The sequence below is a fragment of the Qipengyuania sp. CAU 1752 genome (genome assembly GCF_054482615.1).
Map to the genome: position 1 here is coordinate 1,748,399 of NZ_JBTLRE010000001.1, position 15,849 is coordinate 1,764,247.

The window sequence follows — 15,849 nt, forward strand, 5'->3', positions numbered from 1 at the left end:
GTACTATGCCCAGCAAATCCCGAAGGCGGCCTCATGCTAGATGAAACCCAAGAACGACTTTGCAGCGACAACACAACGGACTTCAGCGATTTGAAGGTGGTGACAGTCAACTGTACGCTCAAACCTTCACCACAGGGTTCTCACACGGACAAGCTGCTCGGGATTGTCGAGGCGATCATGGTTCGCAACGGCGTGTCACTCGACCAGATTAGGCTAGTCGATCACACCATCGCGCCTGGCGTATATCCGGACATGACCGAGCATGGCTTTGACCGCGATGATTGGCCGCAATTATGGCCGCGTATCCGCGATGCCGATATCCTGGTGGTCGGAACGCCGATCTGGCTGGGCGAGAAAAGCTCGGTCTGCCAGGCGCTGATCGAGAAGCTCTATGCGCATTCTGGCGAGACCAACGACAAGGGACAATACATTTTCTACGGCAAGGTCGGCGGTGTCATTGTCACCGGCAACGAGGATGGCATCAAGCATGTCGCCATGGGCACGCTCTATTCGCTGCAGCATGTCGGTTACACCATTCCGCCACAGGCCGATGCTGGCTGGATCGGCGAGGCAGGCCCGGGTCCAAGCTATGGCGATGCCAAGGAAGACGGCAGCGGATATGTCGGCTTCGACAATAATTTCACCCGCCGCAACACCACGTTCGCGACCTGGAACATGCTGCACTTCGCGCGCATGCTGAAGGACGCGGGGGGAATTCCCTCGCATGGCAATTCCAAGGACTTGTGGAACAAGGGGCATCGCTTCGATGCGCCCAATCCGGACTACCGCTAGCCGCTAGCCGCTAGCCGCTAACTCGACTTGAGCGCGGCCACCAAGTTGATGGCGATGGAAATGCGCGTGCCGCTGCCATGGAATGGGCGCACCGCGTGTTGTAACCAGCTTGGGAAGATCACAATCATGCCGGTCCTGGGGCGAACCGAGATCTCGTTCTGCTGCTGTTGGCCATCCCGATCAAGCATTCGCAAGTCGGGGGCAGTCATGCGCACCATTGGCATTCGCGGGTCGAGCAGTTGCAATTCCCCGCCAAGCGACGCGTCCTCGCTGCCGTCATAACCATCATCGATATAGGCGACGGCCGACCAGAAACTGCCAGGATGGAAGTGATACTGGTTGGCACTGCCGACTTGGGAAACATTGGCCCACATCTCGGGCACCCAGCCAAAGCGGCTTGCCTGCGGGCTCTTCGAATCGACCGTCAGCGCGTCTGCCATCTGCATCGCCTTGAAGGCGAGAGCGCGAGCGGCCTCCCCACCCCAGTCGAGCATCTGCGTGTTCGAGTGCCATCCACCGATATTGGAAATCGTAACGCCCTGCACGTCGCGCGCGTGCTCTGCCTCGATCGCTGTACGCAGCGCAGCGATGCCGGCGGCGCTTTGCAGGATTTCGGTGGCAAAAGGCGTCGCGAACAGGTGGCGCGTCTCGGCCATGATTAGCTTTTCCTTGGTCCGACCTTGCGGATAATGCCGGTGAAACTGAGCACCGGCTGGCCATCGGCAGTGACGATCCCCCGCACATAGATGGTCTTGCCGCCACCGCGAGTGACCTCCCCGCGTGCTTCGATCATTTGCCCTTCGCGCGCTGCGTCGAGAAAATCCCCCGACAGGTTCATGGTAACACCATGCGCCCCGGCCATTTCATCGGACGCGATGGTGAAGATCGCACTGTCGGCGAATGTCATCAGGCACCCGCCATGCATGAATCCTGCGCCATTCATGTGCCGCGCTTCGGCCCGGAAGGCGGTTACCCGCCTGCCATCTTCCCCACGCTTTTCATAGAATGGCCCGGCACGCTGTTCGAAAGCGTCGCCACGCCATGTCGACCATCCGGCCCACTCGCCCTCGGTGACTGCAACCAGCCCGCCGCTCGAGCCTACGGCTTCGTCCTCGCTCATGCGGAGAGCGCCTTGACCCCCGGAAGGTCCTTGCCTTCCATCCACTCGAGGAACGCGCCCCCGGCGGTGGAGACATAGGTCACGTCCTTGGTGACCCCGGCATGGGCGAGCGCGGCGACGGTATCCCCGCCCCCGGCGACCGACACCAACGAGCCATCCTGGGTCAGCGCGGCAGCCGTGCGGGCCAGCGATACCGTCGCCTGGTCGAACGGTTCGATTTCGAACGCGCCGAGCGGGCCGTTCCAGACAAGTGTGCGACAGGTCTTGAGCACATCGGCCAATGCCTCGACCGCCTGCGGGCCGATATCGAGGATCATCTCGTCGGCGCGCACTTCGTGGACATTGCAAGTCCGCACGCTGGGCGGATTGGCTGCAAACTCGGTCGCCACGACGACGTCATAGGGCAGATGCACCGTGCAGCCGGCATGGTCGGCCTCGTCCATGATCGCATTAGCGGTATCGGTCAGATCGTGCTCGCACAGGCTCTTGCCGACATCGACCCCGCGCGCGGCAAGGAAGGTGTTGGCCATGCCGCCGCCGATGATCAGGTGCTGCACCCGCCCGACAAGGTTCTTGAGCACGTCGAGCTTGGTCGAGACCTTGGCCCCGCCGACGACTGCCGCCACCGGCGTCTCCGGCTTACCAAGCGCGGCGTCAAGAGCCTTCAGCTCCTTCTCCATCGCCCGGCCCGCATAGGCTGGCAATTGGTGCGCCAGCCCTTCGGTAGAGGCGTGGGCGCGGTGCGCTGCGGAGAAGGCATCGTTGACGTAGAAATCGCCGTGCGCAGCGATCCCGGCGGCAAATTCCGGGTCGTTGGCTTCTTCGCCCGGCCAGAAACGAACATTGTCGAGCAGGCCGATATCGCCATTGCCGAGAATGCCGATCGACTGTTCCACCACCGGGCCCATGACCTCCGGGATGAACATGATTTCCTTGCCCAGGACCTCTTCAACGTCGCCTTGGACGAAGCTGGTGCTCATGGTGGAATGGCGCTGACCATTGGGACGGCCATAATGCGCAAGCAGCAATACTTTCGCACCGCGTTCCGTCAGTTCCAGGATCGTCGGCTTGACCGCTTCGACACGCGTCAGGTCAGTCGCCGACCCGCCTTTCATCGGCAGGTTCAGGTCGACGCGAACCAACGCGATCTTACCGGTGATGTCGCCAAAATCGGCGCTCAGATCGTCAAGGGTCTTGAACTGCGCCACGATGTTTTCCTCAGAGCAATCCCGCGACCACACCCGAAGTGTCGATCATGCGGTTGGAGAAGCCCCATTCATTGTCATACCAGCTGACCACGCGGGCCAGCTTGCCTTCCATCACGGCGGTTTCGAGGCTGTCGACCGTCGAGCTGGCGGGGTGGTGATTGAAATCGCTGCTGACGAGCGGCTGGTCGGTATAGTCGAGCACGCCCTTCATCACGCCATCGGAGGCTGCCTTGAGCGCGGCATTGAGTTCATCGACCGAGGTGTCCCGGCCCGGCTGGAACACCAGGTCGACGAGGCTGACATTGGGGGTCGGTACGCGAACCGACGAACCGTCGAGCTTGCCGTTGAGTTCGGGCAGAACCAGGCCGACAGCACGTGCGGCGCCGGTGGTGGTCGGGATCATGTTCTGCGCACCGCCACGGGCACGACGCATGTCGCCATGCATCTGGTCGAGCATCCGCTGGTCGTTGGTGTAGCTGTGGATCGTGGTCATGAAGCCACGCTCGATGCCGACAGTATCGTTGAGTACCTTGGCCACCGGTGCGAGGCAGTTGGTGGTGCAGCTGGCGTTGGAGATGATGTCATCATCCGCCGTCAGCGTGTCGTGATTGACGCCATACACGATGGTCTTCGACACGCCCTTCGCCGGGGCCGAGATGACGACGCGCTTGGCGCCAGCTGTAATGTGCGGCCGGGCAGCCTCGTCGCTCTGGAAAAAACCGGTGCATTCGAGCACGATTTCCACGCCCATCTCGCCATGCGGCAGATTGCCGGGATCGCGCTCGCTGGTGACCTTGATGGCTTTGCCGTTCACCGTGATGGTGTCGCCATCGACCTCGACCGTGCCAGGGAAGCGGCCGTGGGTGGAATCATACTGAAACAGCAGGGCGTTGGACTTGGCATCAGCGAGATCGTTGATCGCCACCAGGTCGAGATCGTGATCATCACGTTCGAGAAGTGCGCGCGCGACAAGACGGCCGATGCGCCCGAAACCGTTGATTGCAACTTTCGTCGCCATGAAACTACTCCTGCCTTAAGCTTTGAGGGTATCGAGGATTTGCGGAACGATAGCATCCGCAGTGAAACCGAACTTTTCGAACAATTTTTCTGCCGGGGCCGAAGCGCCGAAGCGGTCGAGGCCGATTTTCAGACCGTCGGAACCGACATAGCGATCCCACCCGAAGGTAGTGCCAGCCTCGATCGAGACCTTGAGCGCATCAGTTGGCAGCAGGTCGTCGCGATAGGCCGCATCCTGCTCATCAAAAAGTTCGGTGCAGACCATCGATACAACATCGGCACCGATGCCCTGCTCTTCAAGCCTGGCGGCGCATTCGGCCGCGACGTGCAATTCCGAACCGGTTGCTACCAGCACAACTTCGCGTCGACCGTTGGCTGCCTTAACCCGATATGCGCCGTTGGCGCTGGCATTGCCGTCGGTAGCCTGCAAGCGCATCTGCGGTAGGCCCTGGCGGCTCAGTGCAAGAACCGTGGGACGGTCGGTCTGGCGCAGCGCAATTTCCCAGCATTCGGCGGTTTCGACGGTATCGGCCGGTCGCATGACCAGCAAGTTGGGCATCGCCCGCAGCGAAGCCAGATGCTCTATCGGCTGGTGGGTCGGCCCATCTTCCCCCAGCCCTATGCTGTCATGGGTCATGACGTAAATAACGCGCGCTTGCTGCAATGCCGAGACGCGGATGGCGCCACGGGCATAGTCGGTGAAAACGAGGAAGGTGCCGCCATAGGGGATGATCCCCCCATGCAGCGCCATGCCGTTCATCGCCGCCGCCATTCCGAATTCGCGGATACCGTAATAGACGTAGCGCCCGCCGTAATTGTCGGCGGTCAGTGCTTCGATCCCGCCGGCCTTGGTGTTGTTCGAACCGGTCAAATCGGCACTGCCGCCGATGGTTTCGGGCAGCTGCGCGTTGATCGTACCCAGTGCCAACTCGCTCGACTTGCGAGTGGCGACCTTGGCCGGTTCGGCCAGCGCCTGGGCGATAAAATCATCGAGCGACCAATTTGCGGGTAACTCGCCTGCCATCCGGCGCTCGAACTCCGCCCGCTGATCGCTGCCGTTAAGTCGGCTCGACCAGGCACCATGCGCGTCGCTGCCTGCGGCGCCGGTGGCACGCCAGTTCGCCAGGATTTCATCTGGAATTACAAAAGGTTCAGCAGTCCACCCCAGTTCCTGTCGAGCGGCGGCGATTTCTTCAAGTCCAAGCGGGGCGCCATGAGTGGCGCTGGTACCCTGCTTGGTCGGGGCACCCTTGCCGATGATCGTCTTGCAGGCAATCAGCGAAGGGCGCTCATCGGCCTGAGCCTCGTCGATTGCGCGGGCGATATCGGCATAATCGTGCCCGTCGCATTCGGTCACGTGCCATCCGGTCGCCTCGTAGCGGGCGCGGATATTCTCACTTGTCGATAGGTCGGTCGGCCCGTCGATGGTGATGGCGTTATCGTCCCATAGAACATTGAGACGACCGAGCTTGAGATGACCGGCGAGCCCGATCGCTTCGTGGTTGATACCCTCCATCAGGCATCCGTCGCCCGCTATCGCCCAGGTACTGTGGTCGACCAACCCGTCGCCGAACTCGGCGTTTAGGTGGCGCTCGGCCATGGCCATGCCGACTGCCATCGCCAGTCCCTGACCCAGCGGGCCGGTGGTGCATTCGACCGCATCAAGCAGGAAGTTTTCCGGATGGCCGGCACACGGGCTGCCGAGCTGGCGAAAATTGCGGATGTCTTCGATGGTCGGTCGAGCATAGCCCGATAGGTGCAGCAGGCTGTAGATCAGCATCGAGCCATGACCCGCGCTGAGTATGAAGCGGTCACGGTCGGCCCAATCAGGAGCGGCAGGATCAAACTTAAGATACTGCGACCACAGCACGGTTGCCACGTCCGCCATTCCCATCGGCATCCCGGGATGACCAGAGTTCGCCACTTGAACCGCGTCCATGGAGAGCGCCCTGATGGCATTGGCCATCGGGGTAAGGCGGACGGGATCGACGCTCATGGGCAACAGGCTCCGGCAGGACGTAAAAGGGGGCGATTCGTAAGGCATCGAACCCTTCGCGGAGCGACCCCATAAGGTCAAGACAGCCCATGCCTTCTCCACCGCAGCCATATTCCACGCGAGCAGTTCCGAGCAGTTATCAACAGCCCCCGCCAAGGCTTTGCCCGATCAAGGCAATCGTTCTAGATTGGGATCAGTCAAACGTGCTGTTGGAAAGCGCCCATGAAAGACCAGCGTATCGAAATGGCTGTCCAGCGTATCGAAGGCGCGCTGTCGCGCATCGCCGAGATCGCCGAACGCGAACCAGCCCCCGCCACCCATGGCGCGCCGAACATGGCTGCGACCAATGTCTCGCAACTGGTGGTCCGACACGAGGAGATGCGCGAAACCGTGCTCGCCGAGATCAAGCGGCTCGACGCCATAATCGAAAGGCTGGAGAAATGAGCCAGATCTCCATCAAGATCGGCGGGCGCAGTTTTGCCATTGCCTGCCAGCCCGGTGACGAAGAGCATGTTCACAAGCTCGCAGAGTGGATAGACGCGAAATTTCAGAATCTTGCGCCGCGCTATTCGCAGAACCTGCTGTTCGCCACTTTGCAGGTTGCTGATGATTTACACCGGGCGCGCGAAGACGCAGCCAATGCGCGCGACGAAGCGGACAAGACGCGACAGAGTGTCGAAGACAGCAATCGCGAGGCCGAACTCGCTCGCGGACAGCGGGAACAGCTTCAGGCGCGAATTCGCGAGCTGGAAGAAGAGCTCGATAGCCTGCGGACATTCGTCCAACAGGATAGCAACAAGAATGACGAGCTTCTCGCCGACAACGAGCGCTTCAAGGCGGCGGCGATGGAAGCCGACAACGAAAACACGCGCTTGAAGGGCGAGTTGACCGCCATGCGTCGCGAACGTGATGCTTTCGAGCACCAGTTGAACGAATCCCAGACAAAACTAGACCAGGCCAGCTTTGTCGATCCATCGGCCTCGCCATCTGATCCGGACCTTGCCCCGTCACTGGAGCGATTCGCCGACCTGCTGGAAAATTGCGTGAACAAGCTTGAGGGTGCGACGACAAGTTCCTAGATAAGTCACGGCGGGACTGCCCGGCACGAGCCGACGAATATCCCTGAGGCTATAAGCAATCCTAGGGAGCTGTCCCTGCCCCGGTTAACGGGTTCGTCCTGGGGACCAGGGCATACGGCGCCCACCTGACGTTTTGGCGTCAGTGGATTTCACTGGCACCGACCCATGGTGGTTCCGTCACTTGATAAAATGAAGTGTGAGACGTGCAGGAAAAGGCCGAACTGAGAAAGACGCTTCGAGCCGCCCGCCGCGAGCATGTTGCCGCGCAGTCTCCCTCGATCCGCTCCCTGTTGTTCAATCGCCCCCCGGCGCCGCTGCTCGACATGGTCGATGCCGGTGCGGTCATTGGACTGTATCACGCCACCGGCAACGAAGCGCCGACTACATCCTATGCCAAGTTTTTCTACGAGCGCGGCCACCGCGTCGCCCTCCCTCGTTTCGCAACTTCCAAAAGCGCGATGAGCTTCGCAGAGTTCACCGATCCATTTGGCGAAAGCGACCTTGTAGATGGCGCATTTGGCATGAAGCAGCCTGACATCAGCGCAGAGGCGCTGGTGCCTGACGTTCTCTTCGTTCCCTTGATCGGCTTTACCGCCTGTGGAGATCGCCTGGGACAGGGCGGCGGCCATTACGACCGGTGGTTGACCGAGCATGCTGGCAAGACCGCCATCGGTCTCGCCTGGGACGTGCAACTGGTGGAAGACCTGCCGGAAGAGGGGCACGATCATCCCCTGAACGCCGTGGTTACGCCGACCAGGCTTTACGGACCCTTCGCATGAACCATCAGCCCAATTGGCGGATACCTTTCGGCATCCTGCTCCTGCTCATTGTGCTGACCGCATATGCCCTGATCATTGCCCGTTACCTTCCTGAAATTATAGGCGAATGGCACATCTTGGTGCAAACCTTGATCTATCTCCTGCTTGGCGTGGCATGGCTGCCACCGCTGCGACGATTCCTCATCTGGATGGAGGCCGGGCGTGGCAAGTGATTGACGCGAGGCGGCATGCGTCTAACCCTTGGAAAGGGGAGAGAACTGCTGGCAACATCATCGACACCCGCACCCACGGCGCCGGTCTCGCCGCCAGGGGTCGGCACCCGGCTAGCCTACGGGTTCGGTTCGGTGGCGTTCGGGGTGAAGGACGGCGGCTTCAACTACTTCTTGCTGTTGTTCTACGGTACGGTGGTTGGGTTGGAACCGGGGTTGGTCGGCCTGGCCATACTTTTCGCTCTGGTGCTCGATGCCATCAGCGATCCGCTGGTCGGGTATTGGTCTGACAATCTGCGCTCGCGCTGGGGCCGTCGGCATCCTTTCATGTACGCAGCAGCCGTGCCTGTGGCAGCGAGCTATTACCTGCTGTGGAATCCGCCAGACTGGAGCCAGCCTGCGCTGTTTGCCTATCTGATCGGGCTGGCGGTGCTGATCCGCACCTTCATCACCTTCTACGAAACGCCCAGTTCCGCACTGCTGCCCGAACTGAGCGAAGATTATGAAAAGCGTACCAAGCTGCAAGCCTATCGCCTGTTTTTTGGCTGGAGCGGCGGCAATGCGATGACGGTGCTGATGTTCGGCGTGCTGCTCGTTCCGACAGCGAGCTATTCGACCGGCATCCTGAATCGCGAAGGCTATGCCACCTACGGAATTATCGCTTCGCTGCTTATGTTCGCTGCGATCATGATTTCTTCGCTGGCGACGCACCACCGGATACCCACTTTGCGAGAGCCCCCTGCAAAACGCGCCTTTTCGCTGCGAATGCTGTTCTCGGAAATGTTCGACACCCTGCGCGAGAAGAGCTTTCTTTCGCTGTTCTGGGCCACCATTTTCGGCTCGGTCGCCTCGGGCCTTGCGGCGGCACTTGCCTTCGTCATGCTGACTTACTTCTGGGGCTTTTCGAGTTTCCAGCAGTTCCTGTGGACCGCGCTGGTGTTTTTCTCGGCGCTGTTTGGTTTCCTGATTGCACCGTTTGCTGTGCGGCGTCTGGGCAAGAAAAAGGCCGTGGTCGTTCTCGGCTTGATTGCCTTCACCATGGCACCCATGCCGGTGATCCTGCGCCTGTTCGGCCTGATGCCCGAGAACGGCGATCCGATACTGTTTCCGCTGGTCGCGGCTATCAATACGGTAGACCTGTCGCTGATCATCGCACTGCAAGCCGTGCTCTATTCGATGATTGCCGACCTGGTCGAAAGCAGCGAATTGCGGACCGGTCGACGGTCGGAGGGCGTTTTCTATGCCGCGGTCACCTTTACCCGCAAATGCACCGTCGGGCTCGGATCGCTCGCGGCCGGCATCATCCTGTCGGTAATCGCCTTTCCACAAGGAGCCGATTCGGCCGCTGTCGCCGATGAAACCCTGTGGCGCCTCGGCGCATTCTACGCCCCCAGCCTATTGGCACTATGGATGGCGATGATCTTTGCGATCAGCCGCTATCGGATCGGCAAGGGCGAGCACGAGGCGAACCTCGCCCGGCTCGCCGCCACGCGGCTTTAGCCCGCCTGCATCCTGTTCATCCGGGCAAGGATTTCCTCGGCCTGCTGCATCGTCCGATCGATCAGCTCCTTGCAGGTGGGAATATCATCAATCAGTCCGGCGACCATGCCGCAGCTCCAGGCGCCGGCATCCATGTCGCCTTCCATCATGATCCTGGGATAAACCCCGGCCACTTCCTCGACGATGTCCTCAAACTTGAGATCGTCGCCTAGCTCGCGTTCCTTCTCGAGCAGGCGCTCGACAGCTGCGTTGGTCATCACCCGCTCGGTATTACGAAGTGGACGCATGACGAGACGGGTGTCGAGTTCGCTGGCGGCGACGATCGCCTTCTTCACGTTCTCGTGGACCGGCGCTTCCCTGGTGGCGATGAAGCGTGTGCCCATGTTCATGCCCTCTGCACCCATCGCGAGGCTGGCGACGAGGCTACGGCCATCAGCCATGCCGCCGGACGAGACGAACGGTATATCAAGCTCATCCGCCGCCCGGGGGAGCAGGATGAAATTGGGAATATCGTCCTCGCCGGGGTGCCCGCCACATTCGAATCCATCGACCGACACCGCATCACAACCGATGTCCTGCGCTTTCAGCGAATGGCGCACGCTGGTGCACTTGTGGATGACCTTGATCCCGGCACCTTTGAGTGCCGGCAGGACCTGTTGCGGATTGCGCCCCGCAGTTTCGACCACCTTGACCCCGGCCTTGATAATGACTTCGACCAGGCCCGGGTAATCGGGCGGCGTCAGGCTGGGCAGGAAAGTCAGGTTTACGCCGAACGGCTTGTCGGTCATGTCCTTGCAGCGGTCGATTTCGTTGGCCAACTTCTCCGGTGTACCCAGGGTCAGGCCGGTGATGATGCCAAGCCCGCCAGCGTTGGAAACTGCAGCCGCCATTTCGGCAAACCCGACAAAGTGCATGCCCCCCTGGATGATGGGATGCTTGATGCCGAACATTTCGGTGATGGCGGTTTTCATAATGGCAGTCTCCCTGTCGAATATGCGCGTGACCCTTGCCGCGCGAACGGCAAAGCTCAACCGATTTTTCCTTGGGGAGGATGCCGCTTCCATAAAGGAAGTGGCGCGAGTGACGGGACTCGAACCCGCGACCTCCGGCGTGACAGGCCGGCGCTCTAACCAACTGAGCTACACCCGCACAAACACAGCAGTGCTGCGTGGGAGCGGCGCAGTTAGGGCAGGCTCGGAAGGCTGTCAATAACAGTTGAACGCAAATTTCACGCAGCCGAAACATCTTGCCGCGTTAACCATATTTTCGGAGCTTTCGGCCAAGTCTGCAAGCGATGAAAATCGCTCGCGATGGGAGGGGCGTCATGCGTTCAATGGGTATCCTAGCCAGCCTGACGCTGTTGTGCACAGCCAGCCTTGCGGCACAGTCTGCGCCGTCTATCGCCATCGAACGATCGGTTTATATCGAGCGCATCGAACGCATCGGCGGACGCGTTGTCCGCGAGTTGCAGCCCGCCGCTGAATTGCGCCGCGGCGATTCGGTCGTACTGATGCTGGAATGGAATGCACCGGGGGCCGGCAACGGCTTCGTAGTTTCGAGCCGGATCCCCAATGACCTCGCCTATCAGAAAAGCGGCGCGCACATCCCCCTCGTATCCGTAGATGGCGCGCGGACCTGGGGCCTCCTCGCCGACTTGCGCATCGGAGCGAGGCGAGCAAGTCCGGAAGATGTAACGCATTTGCGCTGGCAAGTTGACGAAGACCGCGCAGCGCGCGGAAGAGGGCTGCTCAGCTACAGCGCGATCGTACGCTGATCCTGGCCGGCCTCAGCACTTCTCGTATTTCCAGTTTCGCTTCTTGCCCTCGCCAATCCATTCGGTGGCAGTGGCGATGCGTTTCTCACGCGTCTCCTCGCGCTTGGCGCTGATGATCCATTCGAGGTAGTCGCGCCGCTGGGCATCGGTGAACCGGTCGAAAAAAGACTGCGCTGCGGAGGACGCCGCCAGCGATGCTGCAAAATCGTCCGGCATCGGGATCGCGAGCTTCGAACTTGGCTTCGGCGGCTTTTCGACCCGGCCCTGTGCCGCCTCAGCCGAGTTCTGAATCCTGACGATCAGTTCGTTTTCATCTGGCAAGTCATCGAGGCTGGTGATCTTGCCGAAATTCCCCATCCCCTCACCCGCGGAAATGTCGCTGCAAAGAGTGACTGCGGCGTGTTTTTTGAAGGCCGCCATGCCGACCGCATTCTTACCGTTCACCACGAAATATGGCATGCCCCACTTGATCGCTTCCTCAACACCGGGAAGCGCGCGATGGACCAGTCGGCGCACGTGGCGCAGGATCGGTCGCGCAAAGGGCTGCGCCTTGTTGATATAGGCGTCGACCCTGTCTGCGCTCATCCTGCTACTCCCGCTGAATTCAGTCGGAAAGTAGCAGAACCGGTGTCTCGATCAATTTCTTGAGAGCCTGGACAAAACTGGCCGCATCGTAGCCGTCGACTACGCGGTGATCACAGCTGATCGAGATGTTCATCAGCTTGCGCTTCTCGATCCTTTCGCCGCCCTGCCCATCGGGCACGAACATCGGCCGTTCGATGATGCGGTTGGGACCGATGATGGCGACTTCGGGGCGATTGATCACCGGTGTGGTTGCCACCCCGCCGAGCGGGCCAAGCGAAGTCACCGTCAGTGTGCCGCCCGACAGTTCTTCGGACTTGGCCTTGCCCGTCCGGGCGGCCTCGGCAAGGCGACCGATCTCGTTGGCAAGTTGCCACAGGTTCTTCGACTGCGCGTTGCGGATTACGGGGACCATCAGGCCGGCATCGGTCTGGGTCGCCATGCCCAGGTGCACAGCACCGTGGCGGGTCACCACACCACCCTGCCCGTTGTCGTCATCATAGCGAGCGTTTATCATGGGGAAATCGGGCAACGTCTTGCAGATCGCCGTGATCAGCAACGGCAAAATGGTCAGCTTGGGCCGGTCGCCCCTGCTGGTGTTAAGCTGGGCACGCATGGTTTCCAGATCGGTGACATCGATTTCCTCGACATAGGAGAAGTGCGGGATATTGCGCTTGGAAGCAGCCATGTTCTCGGCGATGCGCCGGCGCATGCCGATGACTTTGCGTTCTTCGTCGTCACGCGTCTTCGCCGCGGCCGCAAAGCCGCCGGTATAGGAAAGATACGCGTCGAGATCGCCGTGCCGGATGCGACCATCCTCGGCAGCTTTGACGTCGGCCAGGTCTATCCCGAGTTCCCTGGCACGGCTCCGGACCGCCGGGCTGGCAAGCACCTTGGACTTTTCGGTCGGTGCCGGGGCAGGTTCGCTCGGCTGAGCAGGTGCCGGCTCAGGATCAGCCGCCATTGCGTCATCGGCGTCGGACGCATCGGGGTTTTCTACCTCGATCCGTTCCTCGACCACGTCGGCCTTGGGAGCAGTAGCCATGTCAGCCGAGGCATCGGTGCCGGTATCGCCTTCTTCCTCGATATCGTCGGCCACTTCGCCTTCGACCTCGATCACCAAGAGCATGGCTCCGACCGAAACAATGTCGCCGGGCTCGCCTGCGATTTCGAGGACTTTGCCGTCGACCGGGCTTTCGATGTCGATCGTCGCCTTGTCGGTCATGACGTCGACCAGGTGCTGGTCTTCCTTGACCGTGTCGCCGACCTTGATGTGCCAGTCGACGATTTCCGCTTCGGCAACGCCTTCGCCTACGTCGGGCATGTTGAACGTGAACTTGGCCATGGGTCTTACTCGCTCAAAAGTCGGTCGATTGCCTCACCGAGGCGGACAGGGCCGGGGAAATAGGCCCATTCGAGGCTGTGCGGATAGGGTGTGTCGAAGCCGGTCACGCGTTCGATCGGGGCTTCGAGATGATAGAAACAGCGTTCCTGTACCAGCGCGGAAAGCTCCGCCCCGAATCCGGACGTGCGGGTCGCCTCGTGGACGATCATGCACTTGCCGGTTTTCTTGATCGATTCCTCGATCGCTTCGATATCGAGCGGAACGATGGTGCGCAGGTCGAGGATGTCAGCCTCGACGCCTTTTTCACGGCACACGGCTTCGGCGACATGAACCATCGTGCCATAGGCCAGAACGGTCAGCTGCTCGCCTTCGGTGACATGGCGCGCCTTGCCCAGCGGGATCTTGTAATAGCCCTCCGGCACCACCGAATCCTTGTGCTTCTTCCAAGGTTCGACCGGCTTGTCGTAATAGCCCGAAAACGGACCGTTATAGATTCGCTTCGGCTCGAAGAAGATGACCGGGTCATTGTCCTCGATACAGCTGATCAGCAGCCCCTTGGCATCATGGGGGGTAGAGGGAATGACCGTCTTGAGGCCGGAGACATGGCTAAAGATTGCCTCCGGGCTCTGGCTATGGGTCTGTCCGCCGAAGATGCCGCCGCCGAAGGGCGAGCGGACCGTCATCGGGGCGATGTAGTCGCAAGCCGAACGATAGCGCAGCCGCGCGGCTTCCGAGATAAGCTGGTCGAGGCCGGGATAGATATAATCCGCAAACTGGATTTCGGGCACCGGACGCAGGCCATAGGCGCCCATGCCCACGGCCACGCCGATAATGCCGCACTCGCTGATCGGAGTGTCGAATACCCTCGTCCGGCCATGCTTTTCCTGCAGCCCCGCGGTGCAACGAAACACACCGCCAAAATAGCCGACATCCTCGCCCATGATGATCACATCGGGATCGCGTTCGAGCATGATGTCGAGCGCTTCGTTGATCGCTTCGATCATATTGATGCGGCGTTCGACCTGGCCCTCGCCCGCTTTCTCGCCTTCGGGAGCGGATTTCAATGTGCTCTCGCTCATTTGCTTGGCCTCCCTTCGGGCCACTTGATCTTGCGCTCTCGTGTCGCCTGCTCGGCCTGCTCTTCCAGGTGCCAGGGCAGTTCCTCGAACACATCTTCGAACATGGTGTGGAAGGGATGATGCAGGCCGTGGCCCAGGATCCCATTTTTCTCGGCCTCCTTGGTGGTCGCCTTCACCTTCTCGGCCGCATCAAGGTCCATCTTCTCCTGCCGCTCCTCGTCCCACTCGCCTAGCGCGATGAGATGGTTCTTGAGCCGCATGACCGGATCACCCAGCGGCCATTCCTCGCGCTCCTGCGCGCTGCGATAGCCACTCGGGTCATCGGATGTGGAATGCCCTTCTGCACGGTAGGTGAAGAACTCGATTAGTGTCGGCCCCATGTTCGCGCGGGCGCGGTTGGCGGCCCACTGCTCGGCAGCGTAAACAGCGAGCGGATCGTTGCCATCCACCCGAAGGCCGGCAAGGCCATACCCCAGCGCGCGCGCGGCGAAGGTCGTACGCTCCGCCCCGGCGAAGCCCGAGAAGCTGGAAATCGCCCACTGGTTGTTGACAACATTGAGGATAACCGGGGCATTGTAGACCGCCGCAAAGGTGCAGGCGCTGTGGAAATCGCCCTCTGCTGTCGAACCTTCCCCAACCCAGGTAGCCGCGATACGGCTGTCGTTCTTGATCGCGCTGGCCATAGCCCAGCCCACCGCTTGCGGCGTTTGCGTAGCGAGGTTGCCCGAGATCGAGAAGAAGCTGTGCTCGCGGCTCGAGTACATGATCGGCAGCTGGCGACCCTTCAGCTTGTCCCCTTTGTTCGAATAGATCTGGTTGATCATCTCGATCATAGGGTATCCCCGCGCGAGGAGAATGCCCTGCTGGCGATAGCTGGGGAACACCATATCGTCGCTAGCCAGCGCCATGGCGGCGGAGATGCTGGTCGCCTCTTCGCCGGTGCATTTCATGTAAAAGCTGGTCTTGCCCTGCCGCTGGCCACGAAACATGCGTTCGTCAAAGGCGCGAACCTGAGCGAAATGGCTCAGCATGGTGCGCAAAGTGTCGGGATCGAGCTTGGGGTCCCAGGGACCATGTGCCTTGTTGTCCTCACCCAGGACACGGATCAAATCGTAGCAGAGCGGCAAGGTGTCCTTGGCTCCGCAAGCCTCGTCAGGACGCGCCTGCGCTCCGGCTTCCCCAATTTCGATATGCGAAAAATCGGCTTGGTCGCCCGGACGGAACTTGGGTTCCGGGACGTGTAGCTCGAGGCTCGGCTTGTTATGCCCTTTTGGCCGGTCGGCCATACAGCGCTCTCCCCTGCTGCCGAACGTGGCAGTTGCAATCTTACAATCTCGCGCACGTTTATTGCGCTAGCCTCGTCCGGTCA

General features: G+C 60.8%; 17 protein-coding genes, 1 tRNA gene and 1 other RNA gene. 8 read left to right on the forward strand and 11 right to left on the reverse strand.

Features of this window, described 5'->3' with window-relative positions:
- Positions 1-33 precede the first annotated feature (33 nt).
- A complete protein-coding gene (locus ACXYL9_RS08540; RefSeq protein WP_459039155.1) occupies positions 34-792 on the forward strand; it encodes a flavodoxin family protein in 759 nt (252 codons plus the stop codon).
- Positions 793-809: 17 nt separating this feature from the next.
- Here the strand turns inward: ACXYL9_RS08540 and ACXYL9_RS08545 are convergent, their stop codons facing one another.
- Genes ACXYL9_RS08545 through tkt form a run of 5 tightly spaced genes read right to left on the reverse strand, consistent with a single transcriptional unit; the run spans position 810 to position 6,133 of the window.
- Positions 810-1,448: a 2OG-Fe(II) oxygenase family protein gene (locus tag ACXYL9_RS08545; protein ID WP_459039156.1), complete on the reverse strand. Its 639-nt coding sequence runs from the start codon at positions 1,446-1,448 to the stop codon at positions 810-812.
- 2 nt (positions 1,449-1,450) lie between these two features.
- On the reverse strand, positions 1,451-1,912 hold the full coding sequence (locus tag ACXYL9_RS08550; RefSeq protein WP_459039157.1) for a PaaI family thioesterase: 462 nt from the start codon (positions 1,910-1,912) through the stop codon (positions 1,451-1,453).
- On the reverse strand, positions 1,909-3,120 hold the full coding sequence (locus ACXYL9_RS08555; protein WP_459039158.1) for a phosphoglycerate kinase: 1,212 nt from the start codon (positions 3,118-3,120) through the stop codon (positions 1,909-1,911). The genes ACXYL9_RS08550 and ACXYL9_RS08555 overlap by 4 nt, the downstream gene beginning before the upstream one ends.
- Before the next feature lie 10 nt (positions 3,121-3,130).
- Positions 3,131-4,138, reverse strand: a complete 1,008-nt coding sequence (gene gap / locus ACXYL9_RS08560) for a type I glyceraldehyde-3-phosphate dehydrogenase (protein WP_459039159.1) — start codon at positions 4,136-4,138, stop codon at positions 3,131-3,133.
- Positions 4,139-4,153: 15 nt separating this feature from the next.
- Positions 4,154-6,133 (reverse strand): transketolase, encoded by a 1,980-nt coding sequence (gene tkt, locus ACXYL9_RS08565; protein WP_459039160.1) that lies wholly within the window; start codon positions 6,131-6,133, stop codon positions 4,154-4,156.
- 222 nt (positions 6,134-6,355) lie between these two features.
- On the opposite strand from tkt, the gene ACXYL9_RS08570 reads away from it, so the two are divergent.
- From ACXYL9_RS08570 to ACXYL9_RS08595, 6 genes are all read left to right on the forward strand, one after another.
- Positions 6,356-6,577 (forward strand): hypothetical protein, encoded by a 222-nt coding sequence (locus ACXYL9_RS08570; RefSeq protein ID WP_459039161.1) that lies wholly within the window; start codon positions 6,356-6,358, stop codon positions 6,575-6,577.
- Complete coding sequence (locus ACXYL9_RS08575; RefSeq protein WP_459039162.1) at positions 6,574-7,212, forward strand: cell division protein ZapA; 639 nt, start codon at positions 6,574-6,576, stop codon at positions 7,210-7,212. Before ACXYL9_RS08570 ends, ACXYL9_RS08575 begins: the two co-directional genes overlap by 4 nt.
- A 10-nt stretch (positions 7,213-7,222) precedes the next feature.
- A non-coding RNA gene (gene ssrS / locus ACXYL9_RS08580) (6S RNA) lies at positions 7,223-7,391 on the forward strand.
- A 24-nt stretch (positions 7,392-7,415) separates the two neighbouring features.
- Positions 7,416-7,991, forward strand: a complete 576-nt coding sequence (locus tag ACXYL9_RS08585) for a 5-formyltetrahydrofolate cyclo-ligase (RefSeq protein ID WP_459039163.1) — start codon at positions 7,416-7,418, stop codon at positions 7,989-7,991.
- A complete protein-coding gene (locus ACXYL9_RS08590) occupies positions 7,988-8,203 on the forward strand; it encodes a DUF2842 domain-containing protein (RefSeq protein ID WP_459039164.1) in 216 nt (71 codons plus the stop codon). Before ACXYL9_RS08585 ends, ACXYL9_RS08590 begins: the two co-directional genes overlap by 4 nt.
- A 15-nt stretch (positions 8,204-8,218) precedes the next feature.
- Positions 8,219-9,700: an MFS transporter gene (locus ACXYL9_RS08595; protein ID WP_459039165.1), complete on the forward strand. Its 1,482-nt coding sequence runs from the start codon at positions 8,219-8,221 to the stop codon at positions 9,698-9,700.
- On the opposite strand, the gene ACXYL9_RS08600 is transcribed toward ACXYL9_RS08595, so the two are convergent.
- Positions 9,697-10,671 (reverse strand): NAD(P)H-dependent flavin oxidoreductase, encoded by a 975-nt coding sequence (locus ACXYL9_RS08600; RefSeq protein ID WP_459039166.1) that lies wholly within the window; start codon positions 10,669-10,671, stop codon positions 9,697-9,699. The two genes, ACXYL9_RS08595 and ACXYL9_RS08600, sit on opposite strands and share 4 nt — an antisense overlap.
- A 101-nt stretch (positions 10,672-10,772) precedes the next feature.
- Positions 10,773-10,849, reverse strand: a tRNA-Asp gene (locus tag ACXYL9_RS08605).
- 175 nt (positions 10,850-11,024) lie between these two features.
- Here ACXYL9_RS08605 and ACXYL9_RS08610 point away from each other — a divergent pair.
- On the forward strand, positions 11,025-11,474 hold the full coding sequence (locus ACXYL9_RS08610; protein WP_459039167.1) for a hypothetical protein: 450 nt from the start codon (positions 11,025-11,027) through the stop codon (positions 11,472-11,474).
- Positions 11,475-11,486: 12 nt separating this feature from the next.
- On the opposite strand, the gene ACXYL9_RS08615 is transcribed toward ACXYL9_RS08610, so the two are convergent.
- Genes ACXYL9_RS08615 through ACXYL9_RS08630 form a run of 4 tightly spaced genes read right to left on the reverse strand, consistent with a single transcriptional unit; the run spans position 11,487 to position 15,766 of the window.
- Positions 11,487-12,059, reverse strand: a complete 573-nt coding sequence (locus tag ACXYL9_RS08615) for a DUF1801 domain-containing protein (RefSeq protein ID WP_459039168.1) — start codon at positions 12,057-12,059, stop codon at positions 11,487-11,489.
- A gap of 19 nt (positions 12,060-12,078) precedes the next feature.
- Complete coding sequence (locus ACXYL9_RS08620; protein WP_459039169.1) at positions 12,079-13,401, reverse strand: dihydrolipoamide acetyltransferase family protein; 1,323 nt, start codon at positions 13,399-13,401, stop codon at positions 12,079-12,081.
- A 5-nt stretch (positions 13,402-13,406) separates the two neighbouring features.
- Entirely contained in the window at positions 13,407-14,480 is a 1,074-nt protein-coding gene (locus ACXYL9_RS08625) for an alpha-ketoacid dehydrogenase subunit beta (RefSeq protein ID WP_459039170.1), read from the reverse strand.
- A complete protein-coding gene (locus ACXYL9_RS08630) occupies positions 14,477-15,766 on the reverse strand; it encodes a thiamine pyrophosphate-dependent enzyme (protein ID WP_459039171.1) in 1,290 nt (429 codons plus the stop codon). Before ACXYL9_RS08630 ends, ACXYL9_RS08625 begins: the two co-directional genes overlap by 4 nt.
- Positions 15,767-15,849 lie beyond the last annotated feature (83 nt).

Coding starts and splice junctions, on each gene's coding strand:
- gap (WP_459039159.1), bottom strand. CDS start 4,138: ATGGCGACGAAAGTTGCAATCAACGGTTTCGGGCGCATCGGCCGTCTT.
- ACXYL9_RS08540 (WP_459039155.1), top strand. CDS start 34: ATGCTAGATGAAACCCAAGAACGACTTTGCAGCGACAACACAACGGAC.
- ACXYL9_RS08570 (WP_459039161.1), top strand. CDS start 6,356: ATGAAAGACCAGCGTATCGAAATGGCTGTCCAGCGTATCGAAGGCGCG.
- ACXYL9_RS08590 (WP_459039164.1), top strand. CDS start 7,988: ATGAACCATCAGCCCAATTGGCGGATACCTTTCGGCATCCTGCTCCTG.
- ACXYL9_RS08625 (WP_459039170.1), bottom strand. CDS start 14,480: ATGAGCGAGAGCACATTGAAATCCGCTCCCGAAGGCGAGAAAGCGGGC.
- ACXYL9_RS08615 (WP_459039168.1), bottom strand. CDS start 12,059: ATGAGCGCAGACAGGGTCGACGCCTATATCAACAAGGCGCAGCCCTTT.
- ACXYL9_RS08595 (WP_459039165.1), top strand. CDS start 8,219: ATGCGTCTAACCCTTGGAAAGGGGAGAGAACTGCTGGCAACATCATCG.
- tkt (WP_459039160.1), bottom strand. CDS start 6,133: ATGAGCGTCGATCCCGTCCGCCTTACCCCGATGGCCAATGCCATCAGG.
- ACXYL9_RS08575 (WP_459039162.1), top strand. CDS start 6,574: ATGAGCCAGATCTCCATCAAGATCGGCGGGCGCAGTTTTGCCATTGCC.
- ACXYL9_RS08630 (WP_459039171.1), bottom strand. CDS start 15,766: ATGGCCGACCGGCCAAAAGGGCATAACAAGCCGAGCCTCGAGCTACAC.
- ACXYL9_RS08600 (WP_459039166.1), bottom strand. CDS start 10,671: ATGAAAACCGCCATCACCGAAATGTTCGGCATCAAGCATCCCATCATC.
- ACXYL9_RS08550 (WP_459039157.1), bottom strand. CDS start 1,912: ATGAGCGAGGACGAAGCCGTAGGCTCGAGCGGCGGGCTGGTTGCAGTC.
- ACXYL9_RS08610 (WP_459039167.1), top strand. CDS start 11,025: ATGCGTTCAATGGGTATCCTAGCCAGCCTGACGCTGTTGTGCACAGCC.
- ACXYL9_RS08545 (WP_459039156.1), bottom strand. CDS start 1,448: ATGGCCGAGACGCGCCACCTGTTCGCGACGCCTTTTGCCACCGAAATC.
- ACXYL9_RS08620 (WP_459039169.1), bottom strand. CDS start 13,401: ATGGCCAAGTTCACGTTCAACATGCCCGACGTAGGCGAAGGCGTTGCC.